Origin of the sequence: Mucilaginibacter inviolabilis (genome assembly GCF_011089895.1) — a bacterium.
Taxonomy (GTDB): Bacteria; Bacteroidota; Bacteroidia; order Sphingobacteriales; family Sphingobacteriaceae; genus Mucilaginibacter; species Mucilaginibacter inviolabilis.
The window spans coordinates 499,506-513,840 of record NZ_JAANAT010000004.1 but is presented as its reverse complement, the minus strand read 5'-3'; the positions used below and the strand labels follow the sequence as shown (position 1 = coordinate 513,840).

Genomic DNA, 14,335 nt, shown 5'->3' with positions numbered 1-14,335 from the left:
AAAGAATTAACCATGGCTAATAAAATACAGTTAAACAATAACTATCCCGACATCACTGAGTCGGACAAAATATACAACCGCGCGTTAAAAGTTCAAAAACCTGTAACCCAAACCCTGGCTAAAGGTCCGGGGCAGTTTAGCAAAGGCGTAGCACCCAAATACCTGGTAAAAGGTAAAGGATCACACGTTTGGGATGCGGACGGCAATGAATATATCGACTATAATTCGGCTATTGGCCCTATCTCTTTAGGTTACGCTTACCCGGTTGTTGATGATGCTATCCGCGAACAACTGAATGATGGTATCACCTTTTCGCTGATGCACCCGCTGGAAGTGGAGCTTTCTGAACTGGTACAACAGGTGATCCCGAATGCCGAGGCGGTTAAAATCTCAAAAACAGGCGCCGATGTTTGTTCGGCCGCTATACGTGTTGCCCGTGCATTCACCGGCCGCGATAAAGTATTTTGCTGCGGATACCACGGCTGGCACGATTGGTACATCGGTATCACCAGCCGCAATGCAGGTATTCCCGGCGCCATACAGGATCTTACCTACACTTTTGAATACAACGACATCGAATCGATAAAAGCAGCCTTAGACGAAAGCGTTGCTGCCCTGATATTGGAGCCTTTTATTTTCGAAGCCCCCAAACCAGGCTTTTTACAGGAACTGGCCGAAGTATGCCGCGAAAATGGTACCCTGCTCATTTTTGATGAAATGTGGACCGGCTTCCGTATTGCCCTGGGCGGTGCGCAAGAATATTTTAACGTAAAGGCCGATTTGGCAGTATTCTCCAAAGCTTGCGCTAATGGTATGCCTATAGCCTTGCTTACCGGCCGTGCAGATGTGATGGAACTCTTCAATTCCGAAGTATTTAGCTATACCACCTTTGGCGGTGAAGCTTTATCATTAGCAGCCTGTATAGCTACCATCAATGAGCTGCGCGATAAAAAAGTACCACAATACCTTGATCAGCATGGCGCCTTGCTAAAAGACGGTTATAACGAGATAGCCATATCATTAGGTATGGATAAATATACCCGCTGCATAGGTTATAACTGCCGCAGTATGGTAACTTTTACACCCGAAGCAGGCAATGCACTGGAACTAAAAACCCTGATGCAGCAGGAAATGATTAAACGCGGTATCCTTTGGGCCGGTTTCCACAATATGTGTTTCAGCCATAATTCTGAAGATATTGATTATACGCTTTTAGCCTACCGCGACGTATTACAACTGGTAAAAGAAGCCATTTTAAGCGGCGATGTGAAAAGCTATCTAAAAGGCGAAGTACTGGAGGCTGTTTTCCGCAAAGTGAACAACTATAACATCAAGCCAAAAACCGCCGCGTTATAAAAATATATGGAACTATTTTCATTACAGGGAAAAACGGCTATCGTGACCGGGGCACTAGGCCTTATCGGGCAAAAGCATTGCGAAGCGCTGGCTTTGGCCGGTGCTAATGTGGTGGCTGCCGATATGGACGAAAAAAAGGTGGAAGCCTTTGCCGCAAAGCTTGGCGCACAGCACGGCGGTTTAAAGATTGACGTAACCAGCAAACATTCGCTGGAAATTGCCCGCGAACAGATACTAACCCGCTACGGCAGTATAGATATACTGGTGAATAACGCTGCCATTAATGATATGTTCGAAAACCCGGCTATGGCCAAAGAGCTTTCGGCATTTGAAAACTATCCGCTCGCGGCATTTCAGCAATCGCTGAATGTAAATGTGACCGGCGTATTCTTGTGCTCACAGGTGTTTGGTACCGTGATGGCCGATCAGGGTTCGGGCAGTATCATCAATGTGGCATCTACCTATGGTATGGTAGGTCCCGACCAATCCATATACAAAAACCCACAGGGCGAACAGGATTTTTATAAATCGGCAGCTTACCCGGTAACCAAAGGTGCGGTCATCAACTTCACCCGTTTTCTGGCTGCCTATTGGGGTAATAAAGGGGTACGGGTAAATACCCTGTCGCCGGGTGGTGTAGAGAATAACCAGAACGATTTTTTTGTACAGAACTATTCGGCCAAAACATTACTGGGCCGTATGGCAAAGTCTAACGATTACCAGGGCGCGCTGATATTTTTAGCCAGCGATGCCTCCGCCTACATGACCGGCGCCAACCTCGTAGTTGACGGCGGATGGACAGCGATATAGCTTTTTAGTATCAAGTAGCTAGTATCAAGTATCAAGACCTCATTTTCTTATATGCATAATTTAAAAAATCTTGATACTTGATACTAGCTACTTGATACTAGCTTAACTACTTGATAATAAAGAAAATGCCACAGGAAAAACTACTTACCATTACCACTACGATACTGGTTTTGTGGGTAATATTCATTATTACCTGGGAACGGGTATCGCCATACCGTAAAGGGCTAAAATTTTTCAGAGAAGGTTTCTGGATCGATTTGGTATGGTATACGCTCATTCAAAGCTATTTTTTAAAGATCCTGATATTTGATTATATCATCGCCCCTATTCAGCACCATTTGGATTGGTCGTCCTTTCAGTTTGTAGCCCATTGGCCAATCGCTGTGCAGGTATTGTTTTTCCTGGTGACGCACGACTTGTATATCTATCTGTTTCATCGCTTACAGCATCGCAGCAAGTTTCTTTGGCGTACCCATGAGGCACACCACTCAGGCAAAGAGGTCGACTTTTTATCCGGCTCGCGCTCGCATATCATCGAAATTATCATTAACCAAACCATTGAGTTTGCACCCATTATTTTATTAGGTGCTGATCCGGCTGTAATACCCATCAAGGCCCTATTGGATGCCATGTTTGGCATGTTTATACACGCCAATGTGAACGTAAAACTGGGCAAGCTCAAATACATCCTCAACACACCCGAGCTGCATTTGTGGCACCATGCCAACTACATCGAAGTTTTCCATGCCAATTTTGCTACCAAATTTTCGATATGGGATCACCTGTTTGGCAGCGCTTACGATCCGGGACATCCGCCTGGCAATGAACGCGAAAACTGGGGACTGGGTTACGAATACCCCAGAGATTATTTTATGCAGCACGCCTTTTCGGTGAAACGTTTCGACGAAAAAAAGCTACTGAAATATAAATGGTTTGAACGTTACTATAATTTACGCCCGGCTATTTTATCTTTGTTGTTATCACCATGGCAAAAACATTATTCAAAAGCAGATGCTTTACCCCCATCTGCAACCATAGATACAACCATAACCACTCACCCGCAAGAGGAAATTTTGCAATAACCCGATAAAATTGGCCTGGATATACATCATCATAGCAGCAGTATTTGAAACCGCATGGACATTTTCGGTAAAGTACTTTAAATTAAGCGATCTTAAACTGCTTACCTGGCACAACTTTTACCGGGTTGATGTAAGCTTCCCTTTATTGGCGCCATTGCTGGGCTATATCCTGTTTGGAGTGTGTAACGTATATTTCTTCTCCCTGGCCATCAAAGAGCTCTCCACAGCCACCGCATATGCCATCTGGACCGCCGCCACGCTGGTATTCATCAAAATCGCCGAAATGGCCTTCTTCAACAAAACCATCACCTGGACCGAAGCTTTCTTCATCTCTCTCATCATGATAGGCATCATGGGGCTAAAATTCTCGGTATCGCATATTAATCAGGTACCTTAAGGGAGGATTTTGGAGCAAGGATTTTGGGAGCAAGGACTGAAAGAGTAAGAAACAAAGACTTTTAGAGCAAGGACAAAATATAAAACCATGTCATTGCGAACGGAGTGAAGCAATCTCCTCGCGTTTATACATACGACGAGATTGCTTCGTCGTTCCTCCTCGCAATGACATGATGGTTTTTGATCATGGTTTATGAACTATTGTCCATGAACTATGAACCACTATCCATAAGCCATGGACCATCGTCTATGGACCATGGACTAAAAACTACTTCGTCAATTCCGTTTCGTAGATCACCTTACCTACCTGGTTAATGGCTTTTACATTAAACTTATTGGCATTTACCGAAAAAGCCATAAAACCATGCTCCGAAGCCTGGAACTTGCTGTACGGGATGCCAGCGGTTACCGGAGTCAGCTCCGAACCTGCGCCCGAAATAAACTGATGTGTAAAACCTTCTGGTTTCAGGTGTTGCAGGGAATGGTCGTGACCCGAGAGATAAACGTCAACCTTGTGCTCTTCAAATATCTGCGGTAATATTTTTCGTACAGTTAAAGTATCAAAGTTGGCGATACGCGGACCAACCGTATAATACGGATGATGCCCAATCACTATTTTCCATTTCACATCGGCTGATGCTTCTTTCAAGGTTTTACGTAGCCAGTCCATTTGTGTGGTTACGTAATCTTTCAAATGCTCATGCAGCATGGGGTCGGTATCAATCATCACCAACAGAGCACTGCCCTTTTCTTTACCCAGCGAAACTTCTTTAGAATAATAGCGCGCCGGCATGTTCCACCGGCGGCTTACCTTGCTGTAACGAATCTGCGCGTCGGGATCGGTCAGGTAATCATGATTGCCTAAAACCGGGTACCAGTCGCACTGTAAAGAATGCGCGGTATAGATATTTTCAAAAGAGTAATGTATCTGCGGATCCATTTCGCTGATGATGCCTTTAGGATAAAAATTATCCCCTACCGATATCACAAAATCATTGGGATGCGTGGTGGCCCACTGCCCCATTTGTTTAGCAACTTCGGCCTGATCATATTCACCGTTACGCCCCCAATCGCCAACTGCCAAAAAGTGCAGCTTAAATTCATCGGCCAGGGCTGCCCTGGGCGATACATCATCACTGCCCAGGTGCGTAATCTTTTCATCAGCAAAAGCCTCTAAAGGACCAATTAATGATGTTCCAAGAGCAGTAAGCGTAGCGTTTTTTACAAATTCTCTGCGTTTCATATGTCAGGCAAAACCGTTGCTTAAATACCGGTTTTAAGGAGCCTAAGATATTAAAGAAAGCGCAGCACAAAAGGATAAGAAATGTTTAATAAATTGTAAACTCCATTGAAATAGGGTATCGACTCACCCCGACATCGCTACGCTCGTCACCCCTCTCTCCGCTTTGCGCATAGAGGGGAAAAAGATTTGTCATGCTGAACGGAGTGAAGCATCTATTATTGAACTTTTCAATTGTAGAATAGATCCTTCGTTCCTCAGGACGACAAAAATATAAAAGAAAGTACCCTCTTTGCGGCAAAGCCGGAGAGAGGGCGGTCCAGCGAAGCATAGACCGGGTGAGTCGGCTATACGCCTGGCTAATATATAGTAAGGTTCCATCACACCTTGCCAATCTCCTGCGCTACCCGCTGTGCCGAGCGGATACATGATTCCATCCCCCGGCTCATATTATCGGCGTAAGTACCCGCGAAATAAATACGCCCCTCAGGCAGCATCACCTGCGGCCAAAATTTACGCATGGTACCTATCGGGAAAGGCTGCATTTCGCAAGCCGGGGCAAAGCGGTCCTTTGTCCAGTCGAAAGTCAGGGCCTGCTCTATCGTATCATGTTTACCCGGATAGACAGAGCGAAAAGCAGCCAGTACACGTTCGGGCGAAATACCACCCGGACCAAAAGCTTTCAGGATCACCCGCCGGGTATCTACCTCGTTGGTTTCTTCCCATATCGATGAAATATCCGGGTGTTCAAACTCCATATTGATGGTTTTAAACCCGTCATCGAGCCAGAACCTGGAACTGGCCTCAAACACATAAAAAGGATGTGAAGAATAACCCATGCGGTTAACCACATACTGCTTAGCCGGCGACAACGGCGGGCTAACCGGGATATTTTTAAAAATCGGCAGCGTGATACAGTTCACCAGGAAATCGGCTTTCATTTCCAAAATTTGAGCAGTACCATAGGCTTTGTATGATACCGTTACACCAGCGGCATCATGTTTAATAGCCGTAACCGGATGGTTGAGTTTTACCCTTGCACCCAGGCGTTTGGCAAAAGCGATGGGCAATTGCTCATTACCATCCTTCAGGTGATAAGTATCTCCTTCTGATGGCGGTATTCCGCGGGATTTCATGATAGCCGATCTCCAAAGCGCGTACAGGGCATTGGTAGTACTTCCGCCTAAAAACTTAAGCGCTCCTGTCGAAGCACCTTCTTTTTTATAGATCTCGGCTATGGCTATCTGGTCATAATCATCATAACCCACACCAAAGGGCTGGTAGGAATCGGTAAACTTGCTCCAATATGGCTTCAGGTAGAAATCGCTCAGCGCATACATCGGATTTTCCGAAAGAAATTTGATCTCTTTTTCATTAAACCCGAATTTGGCCAGCACCGCAGGATCCTTCATCATTTCGGGTGTATAAAATTTGCCATCTATCATTTTCAGGGTATGATTATCCGGCGCGGCCTCTGAGCCTTCGGCATGCGGATATGGGATAGCTTTAAGTTTAAACTCCTCCACATATTCAAAAAAACGCTCGTAGCCCGGCTTGGTGATATGATCGGCCCCATAGTCGGCATAAAGACCATCAGACAAACCATCGCGCCCGGTAAATACGTGCCCGCCATAACGGCCGCTGGCTTCCAGTACAACTACTTCGTGCCCGGCCTTCATCAGTTCGTAAGCACAGCACAAGCCGGTTATTCCCGCACCTGCTACAATAACTTTTTTACCGCTTGCTGATATGGGCTTATCTACGGTGCTTGTACCACTTACTTCTGCCGCCTTGATGATCTGCCGACCTAAAACAGTACCGGCACCAGCCAGCAAAGTGCTTTTGATAAATACCCTTCGTTTGATGTTAGCCATCGTATTGTTTTTATAAGGTAAATGAATTGGTCTGATTCCCGTCCTCTCAGGGTCTCTCGAAGAGTACCCTGTGGTTCTTAAATTGTTATAAACCAAGCAGCTTCCGTAAGTTAATGATTGATTTTGACAGACACATCTAAATATAAATAATTAAATAGGATAGCAGAAAATGATGTGAATTGCAGGATGCCTCAGGGTCCTCTCCGAGAGACCCTGAGGAGACAAAATACACTATACAAAGTGTTTGATAAAAAAGCAATTAAAACATTTATCCATATTCAATATGAATATCACATTTCATTTAAAACCGAACTGTAATGGTTTAGCAGGAGGTATCTTTGTGTTGTAAATCAACATCTGCAGATTATGACAGGGACGGCGATAAGCAAAGGACACCAAACAAAATCACCCTTTATTTTTATAGTAGGCACTACCAGTCTGGCCTTTGTGGTATCACAACTGGACGTATCCATTGTGAACATTGCGCTGCCGCAAATATCTGCCTCATTCAAGGCTGATATCAGCGAGCTGCAGTGGATTGTTGACGCCTATACCATCGCCTTTGCGGTGCTGATGCTTTCGGCAGGTGGCATGAGCGACCTGCTGGGCTCAAAACGACTTTTTCAGTTTGGCTTACTGGTATTTGGCATCGCCTCGGCAGGTTGTGGCTTTGCTTGGAACCCGTTTAGTTTGATCGCCTTCCGGGTGTTGCAGGGTGTTGGGGCGGCAGCCATGATCCCCAGCTCGCTATCTATCTTAAACCAAAGTTTTGCTCATGAACCTACCCAACGAAGCAAGGCTGTAGCCTGGTGGACAGCCGCCGGCGGTGTATCCATAGCCGCAGGCCCCATCCTGGGTGGTCTGCTGATGCATGTGAGCAACTGGCGGATGATATTCTTTGTAAACGTCCCTATTTGCCTGATCGGCATCCTGCTCAGTATCAAGCTTACCGAAAGTGAAAAACACACCAATAAAGGCTTCGATATTCCCGGTCAGTTTACCTGGATGCTGGCCCTTACAGCGCTTATCGCCGCCATTATTGAACTGCACCACCTCGGGTTTAACAATCCCATCATATACGGCGCGTTGATATTCAGCGCCGTCATGTTCATCATTTTTCTGCGGATAGAACAAAAAGCCAAATCCCCGATCCTGCCGCTTGATCTGTTTAAGTCGCCGGTTTTTAATGTGCTGGTACTGCAAGGCATTGTATTGAATGCCACCTATTACGGAACCGTTTTTGTACTGAGCCTATACCTGCAAAATGTGCTTGGCTATCCTTCGCTTACCGCGGGCATGGCCTTTTTGCCGCTTACTGCCGGATTTATCATCTCTAACCTCATCAGTGCCAGGCTCATGGCTAAATATGGTACGCGCGTACCCATCATCACCGGGCTCACTATTGGAGCTATCGGTTATGCGGGGCTGCTCATCGCTCACGCCCATACACCCTACTGGCAACTGTTTTTTCCCTTTATTATTATTCCCCTGGGTATGGGGCTTGCTGTACCAGCCATGACAACAGGCATCCTATCCACCGTGGCCAAAACCCGCTCGGGTACCGCATCAGCCGTATTAAACACTACACGCCAGGCCGCAGGTGCTATGGGGGTAGCTGTATTTGGTGCCATGACCAATGGAGGTCCCGGGGCTATAGTACATGCCATCACCATAAGCTCCCTTATTTCGGCAGCTGCTATTGTTTGTATCCTTTTGTTGATTTACCGGTATCTGAAGATAAGTAAATAGCGAATGCCTCAGCCCGGCATATTACCACGAGCAGAATAAATGACAATAAAACCATGTCATTGCGAGAAGGAACGACGAAGCAATCGCATGCTATACAGAGCCCCAAGGTATAGTTCGCGATTGCCACGCTACGCTCGCAATGACACTCTGAAACTTTTATCCTACTAAAATTTTCCGTATCTTTATATCAATCAACAGCCCGGATGTCTTTTTATAAGGCATCCGGGCTGTTTTGTTAAGGTGGAAACAAGACCAAAAACCGCCCGTTTGGCATATAGTTATTTGACAATCAATTATTTAATACTTTTTAAACCAAAAAAAACGCATCTAAACGGTCTTGAAATTTGTTAAAAAGTGTTAAAATCGATGGTTTTGAATAATTTTCAAGCTGTTTTCACCCCTGTTTCGATCAAAAAATTGTTAAAATTTGAGGTTTAAAAAGTTTTTTTGACCATATTCATCCCATCACCAAAACAGAATAAATAACCATGCCCGATAAAAGAGTAGTTTTTGATTTTGATATTTCTTTCACCAATGGCGGTGGTATCCAGGGCCAGGATTTCCGGCTGGATATTGCCGGCGATACCATCAGCGACCAGGAACTGGCCGACTATATTGTAAACGATATGCAATTGCTGATGGTTGGTAAAGTTGCTATCCTGAATAAATACTACATCGACGAACCACATAAACGCCAGCCAGTTAATATTTTACCCGATGATAAATACATCGATCTGAGTCATACCATTTTCGATGGGCTGGTTACTTATAAAGGCCTGCCCTCGCCTATTATTTGCGATTACCTAAGTCGGGAGCAATCCAAAGCCAATTATGAACCGGGAACGGAGTTCCAGATAGGAAAAATAGAAATGGTGACCAATACAGGCACTTATATAGACTGCCCATTCCACCGTTTTGAGCATGGCAAGGATTTATCCGAAATAGAACTGGAGCGTTTTGCTGATCTTGATGCCATCACCATTAATGCCGAAAATGCAACCGAAATCGGCAAGAGCTATTTTACTGGCAAAGAGATCCGGAACAAGGCAGTATTGGTTTATACTGGATGGGCAAAACACTGGAACACACCTCAATACTTTGAAGGCCATCCCTACCTTACCGCTGAGGCCGCCGAATATCTGGAAGAATGCAATGTAAAATTGGTTGGAATCGATAGCCACAACATAGATGATACCCGGGGCAAAAGCCGCCCGGTACATACCACTTTACTGGGCGCCGAAATATTGATAGTTGAGCACCTTTGCAATCTGGATAAACTACCGGAAAGTGGCTACAAATTCAACGCTGTACCACCCAAATTTAAAGGTGCAGGTACGTTCCCGGTAAGAGCCTATGCCAGTTTTAATTCCTGACAGCTTATATAGTTTGACGAACCCTTGGCCTATTTAAAACTATTAAATCGTTCAATTACTGCTTCTTTAAATCCTGGCAAAGTGGTAAGATCGGTATCCCAAAGTTCCGTATTAGTTAATATGTGGTGTATAGCTTCATCGGCTCCTGTATTTGTCCAAACCGTTGCAAAGTATTCAGCAAGGTTATCGGTAACGCGATACTCCCGCTCGTTTATTTTTCCGGTGTAATGGCCATCGTTATTTAATTTGATTTGCATAAACCGGATGAAAGCAGCAAAGCCCAGTACCATATGCTCCGGGATGCTGTTATTTAGCTTATAATGATTCAATAACAATGGAATCACCCTCATTTTGATCTTGGTAGTGTATTGTACCGAAATACTTAACCATTCATGCCTGATGTATGGGTTACGAAACCTGTCGAGCACCTTGCCGGCAAAATCGACTGCTATATTTTCATCAATTTTATAGGGTATAGCGGGCAATATCTCGTTAAATATTAACGGTGTGATGAAATTTAAAAAAGCATCATCACTCATGGCTTCTTTTACCGTGACAAAACCCTGTAAGATGGCCCAGGCGCAGCTTAAACTATGCGTCCCGTTCAGTAAGCGTAATTTAAGTTCCCTGAATAATTCAATGTCAGACGTAATGACAACACTTTCATCAGCTTCATAAAATGATAATACCGATTTTATATGATCATCACCTTCAATTGCCCACAGACTATATGGTTCTGCGATGATACTTAAGTTGTCTGTATAACCACTTTTTGTTTCCAGTTCATCGTTAAGGGCCTTATCTGGCCTCCCGGGTACTATACGATCAACCAGTGAGTTACAAAATCGGTTATGGCTTTCCAGCCAATCCATAAATGCAGGCTCCAGCTTGTTCAGATGTGCCAGTTCCAATATGATCGACTCTAATTTTTTACCGTTATCCGTTATCAGCTCGGTAGGTATAATAATCAATCCGCTATCGGCACTACCATTAAAAGCCTGGTATCGCTTATATAAAACAGCCAGTAATTTCCCTGGGTACGATTCAGGAGGATGCTTGCTGATATCTTCTTTTACCAATTTAATACCCACTTCTGTGGTATTGGAGATCACAACCTGTAAATGAGGACTTTGAGCAACTTCTAAAATGGCGTTCCAATCGTTTGTAGCCGATAATACGCGACTAATGGCCGAGCATATAACCTGCTCATTTATTTCTTTTCCGTTTTCAATACCTTTTGTGTAAACGGTATACAAACCATCCTGTTTATCAAAATCAGTTGCAGAACCTGTATCGGTCGACTTTACGACTACTATTCTACCATTAAAAATGCCGTTACGATTGGCTTTATCGATAAAATAATCTGGCAAACCGCGTAAAAGCACTCCGGTGCCAAATTGTAACACTTTTTCAGGAAGTTCAAATATTCGCTCGCCAGGAAGGCTCTGCTCCGGCAAATTGATTTTGTTTAAATTATATCTTGATAAGATCATGTACTCAATAAAAAAATGGATTTATCGGTTTTGTTGGTTGATAGTTATTAGACAATAAGCCTTACCAAATCAACGGTAAAGCTTAATTACTAAACAAGGTTAAGTACAAGTAGCTAATAAAAAAAAGATATACCGCATTAAAACCGTGCAAACGTTCCCGGAAACGTTTGCACGGTTTAGCGCATTCAATTGTATCCAAATCGGCATAGGAGATGTGTAATTTTACGTTAACTTAGCCCAATAACCGTGAACCCCTATTATAAACCAATGATTATGCTGGTCTCTTGAAACACCAGTACGCTAAATTATGTTCGAATCTTATACCATAAAAGATATAGCAAAGGCTCTGGGTCTGTCCACATCAACAGTTTCAAGAGCTTTAAATGGGAGTTATGAAATAGGTGCCGAAACCAAGAAATTGGTACTGGAGTATGCTGAGAAAGTAAATTACAGGCCAAACCCCATAGCGTTGAGTCTTAAAGAACAAAAGAGCCACTCCATTGGTGTTGTGGTATGCGAGGTTGCCAATACTTATTTTTCGCAGGCTATTAATGGGATCGAATCGATTGCCTATAACCGCGGGTATCATGTTATCATCACTCAAACACATGAGTCATTTGACCGGGAATGCACCAATGTAAAGCACCTATTATCAAGACATGTAGATGGCTTGCTGGTTTCCCTATCTGCCGAAACAACCGATACTTCACAATATCAATATCTGCACGAAAAAGGATTTCCTATCGTATTCTTCGACCGTGTTGCAGCGGATGTTAATACCCATAAAGTAATCGCTAACAACTATAAAGGATCATTTGATGCTGCAGAGCTTTTAATCAATACCCGTTTCAAAAAAATAGCCCACCTCACCAGTTCGAATAACCTGTCGATCACAAGGGAAAGGTTCAACGGTTTTAAGGCAGCGCTTGATAAACATAACCTTGATTTTAAACCTGGTTATCTAAAACATTGTAATCACGGAGGTATGATTCAGGATGAGGTAGAGTTTGCCCTTAAAGAATTATTAAATATGGACGACAGGCCCGAAGCTATTTTCGTTGGCAGCGACCGCCTTACTATCAGTTGCATGCATATTTTAAAAAAGCTCGGTATTAAAGTCCCTGACGACATAGCTATTGCCGGTTTTACAAATTCTGACGTGGCTGAGTTGTTTGACCCGCCGCTAACCGTGGTAAGGCAACCGGCATTTCAAATAGGGCAGCTGGCTACCGAAATGCTGATCAAGACCATTGAAAGCAAATGGCCTGTTGAGGAATTTACTACAGAACAAGTAGAAACTGAACTGATTGCACGCGCATCATCTCAGAAACAGCGTTAACATAAACGCGCTCCCTGCCCCATAAAATTCTCCTCAACAAGCCTGGAATTGTTTAAAAAACATTCATGATCAATTGTAATGCGCCATATTTATGTTCCGGACTAAACATAGCTGTCGCGGAAATTGGCAGGTGATAATTGAAAAGCACCAGATCCTTATCAAACGTTAAACCTGTATTTACAATATTAGGTTTTGATCCGTAAAAGTTTTGATCACGACCAAAAGCGAAGGCACCTGCTGCAAAAATGTGCAGATCAGAGGTTCCCTCTTTCCACAGTCTATAATCCAATATCACATAATTAGAGTAGGCATTGCCTAAATCACCATTACTTTTCACATAGGTATCCCGCCCCTGCACAATGGTGCTCCAATTGATACTCAGCGGAAATGAATCTTTAAATTGATAGCCTACAGTAACATCAATAAAGTGTGATGTGCTTGCTTTATTATAGTTAAACAGATCGGCATTGGGATAATTGGTAAAATTGTTAATATCCCATACCGAGGCGCTGAAGCCTGATTTTTTATCTTTATAGCTTACGTAGTAGTCAAACTCTTTGTAATCACCCGTAAAACCCGCACCGCCCCAAAAGCCCACAGCAAAACTGCCATCGCGGGTGGTATAATGCATATCTACGTCGGTTATAGGAGCATTTGACACCTTAAATCCGCGCCATATATATAATGATCTTACCTGTAAATTAGCATCAAACGGGCGATATTTTTTTACAACAATTGAGTCTTTTTTCCTTGCTGTGGTGTCCTGGGCCCTACTTTGAAGACAAAGGCATAGCCCAAGTATGGCCAAAAGGCCAACTTTATAAATCGTTTTCATAAAACTCTGGTTTTAAAAAGAAATAATAATTGGTTTATATGTTAATGACCCAGGTTAGTATATAAAAAGGCAGCTATCGCAGCACCAATTACAGGGCCTATCACAGGTATCCAGGCATACGCCCAATCGCTGGTACCCTTGCTCTTGATGGGTAAAATAGCATGCATAATGCGTGGCCCCAGGTCACGGGCCGGATTAATGGCATAGCCCGTGGTACCACCGAGTGACAAGCCAATTACCCAAACCAGTAAAGCCACAGGAATGGCACCCACCGATCCTAAACCAACAGGTGTTTTACTTGGGGTGATCTCTGCGCCTGATATATAAAATATGGTAAAGAGTAGCACAAATGCACCGATGATCTCGCTAGCTATGTTTGATTTGTAATTACGAACTGCAGGCCCGGTACAAAAAACAGCTAATATCCCGCCTGGATTATTGGTGCGTTGAAAATGGTCGTAGTACATCAACCACACTAAAAAAGCGCCCAAACAGGCCCCTAAAAGCTGTGCAGCTATATAAATTGGCACACTGGCCCAGGCAAATTTACCGGCAATGGCCAAGGCTATGGTAACCGCGGGATTTAAATGCGCCCCGCTATATGGCCCGGCTACAACCACACCTACAAAAACAGCCAGTCCCCAGGCGGTGGTGATAACTATCCAACCGCTATTATTCCCTTTGGTATCATTTAAAACAACGTTGGCAACTACGCCATCGCCTAAAAGTATAAGCAACATGGTGCCCAACAACTCAGCTATGAATGGTGACATATTGAAATTAAAATT

Annotated in this window: 12 protein-coding genes; 7 read left to right on the top strand and 5 right to left on the bottom strand. The window is 43.9% G+C overall.

All coding sequences use genetic code 11. From position 1 onward, the window contains the following. Positions 1-12 precede the first annotated feature (12 nt). The 4 genes from G7092_RS25730 (at position 13) to G7092_RS25715 (ending at position 3,645) form a co-directional block, all read left to right on the top strand. Complete coding sequence (locus G7092_RS25730) at positions 13-1,356, top strand: aminotransferase class III-fold pyridoxal phosphate-dependent enzyme (RefSeq protein ID WP_166094135.1); 1,344 nt, start codon at positions 13-15, stop codon at positions 1,354-1,356. A gap of 6 nt (positions 1,357-1,362) precedes the next feature. Then, complete coding sequence (locus tag G7092_RS25725; protein WP_166094133.1) at positions 1,363-2,166, top strand: SDR family oxidoreductase; 804 nt, start codon at positions 1,363-1,365, stop codon at positions 2,164-2,166. Positions 2,167-2,291: 125 nt separating this feature from the next. After that, positions 2,292-3,248, top strand: coding sequence for a sterol desaturase family protein (locus G7092_RS25720; RefSeq protein ID WP_166094131.1), 957 nt, complete (start codon positions 2,292-2,294; stop codon positions 3,246-3,248). Between the two features lie 10 nt (positions 3,249-3,258). Further along, positions 3,259-3,645 carry a DMT family transporter gene (locus tag G7092_RS25715; protein WP_166094129.1) on the top strand — a complete coding sequence of 129 codons (387 nt, stop codon included), beginning with the start codon at positions 3,259-3,261 and terminating at the stop codon, positions 3,643-3,645. Between the two features lie 267 nt (positions 3,646-3,912). On the opposite strand, the gene G7092_RS25710 is transcribed toward G7092_RS25715, so the two are convergent. Next, positions 3,913-4,887: a metallophosphoesterase gene (locus G7092_RS25710; protein ID WP_166094127.1), complete on the bottom strand. Its 975-nt coding sequence runs from the start codon at positions 4,885-4,887 to the stop codon at positions 3,913-3,915. Positions 4,888-5,264: 377 nt separating this feature from the next. Then, the gene (locus tag G7092_RS25705; protein WP_166094125.1) at positions 5,265-6,758 is read right to left on the bottom strand and encodes a flavin monoamine oxidase family protein; all 1,494 of its coding nucleotides are present in this window, start codon (positions 6,756-6,758) and stop codon (positions 5,265-5,267) included. A 366-nt stretch (positions 6,759-7,124) separates the two neighbouring features. Here G7092_RS25705 and G7092_RS25700 point away from each other — a divergent pair, with 366 nt between their 5' ends. Both G7092_RS25700 and G7092_RS25695 read left to right on the top strand, forming a co-directional pair. Then, a complete protein-coding gene (locus tag G7092_RS25700; RefSeq protein WP_166094123.1) occupies positions 7,125-8,507 on the top strand; it encodes an MFS transporter in 1,383 nt (460 codons plus the stop codon). Between the two features lie 488 nt (positions 8,508-8,995). Next, positions 8,996-9,880, top strand: coding sequence for a cyclase family protein (locus G7092_RS25695; protein WP_166094121.1), 885 nt, complete (start codon positions 8,996-8,998; stop codon positions 9,878-9,880). Between the two features lie 29 nt (positions 9,881-9,909). Here the strand turns inward: G7092_RS25695 and G7092_RS25690 are convergent, their stop codons facing one another. Further along, the gene (locus tag G7092_RS25690) at positions 9,910-11,373 is read right to left on the bottom strand and encodes a tagaturonate reductase (protein WP_166094119.1); all 1,464 of its coding nucleotides are present in this window, start codon (positions 11,371-11,373) and stop codon (positions 9,910-9,912) included. Positions 11,374-11,680: 307 nt separating this feature from the next. On the opposite strand from G7092_RS25690, the gene G7092_RS25685 reads away from it, so the two are divergent. After that, on the top strand, positions 11,681-12,712 hold the full coding sequence (locus G7092_RS25685; RefSeq protein ID WP_166094116.1) for a LacI family DNA-binding transcriptional regulator: 1,032 nt from the start codon (positions 11,681-11,683) through the stop codon (positions 12,710-12,712). A gap of 52 nt (positions 12,713-12,764) precedes the next feature. Here the strand turns inward: G7092_RS25685 and G7092_RS25680 are convergent, their stop codons facing one another. Then, a complete protein-coding gene (locus G7092_RS25680) occupies positions 12,765-13,547 on the bottom strand; it encodes a hypothetical protein (RefSeq protein WP_166094113.1) in 783 nt (260 codons plus the stop codon). 41 nt (positions 13,548-13,588) lie between these two features. Beyond that, positions 13,589-14,320 carry an MIP/aquaporin family protein gene (locus G7092_RS25675; protein ID WP_166094111.1) on the bottom strand — a complete coding sequence of 244 codons (732 nt, stop codon included), beginning with the start codon at positions 14,318-14,320 and terminating at the stop codon, positions 13,589-13,591. Positions 14,321-14,335: the final 15 nt, after the last annotated feature.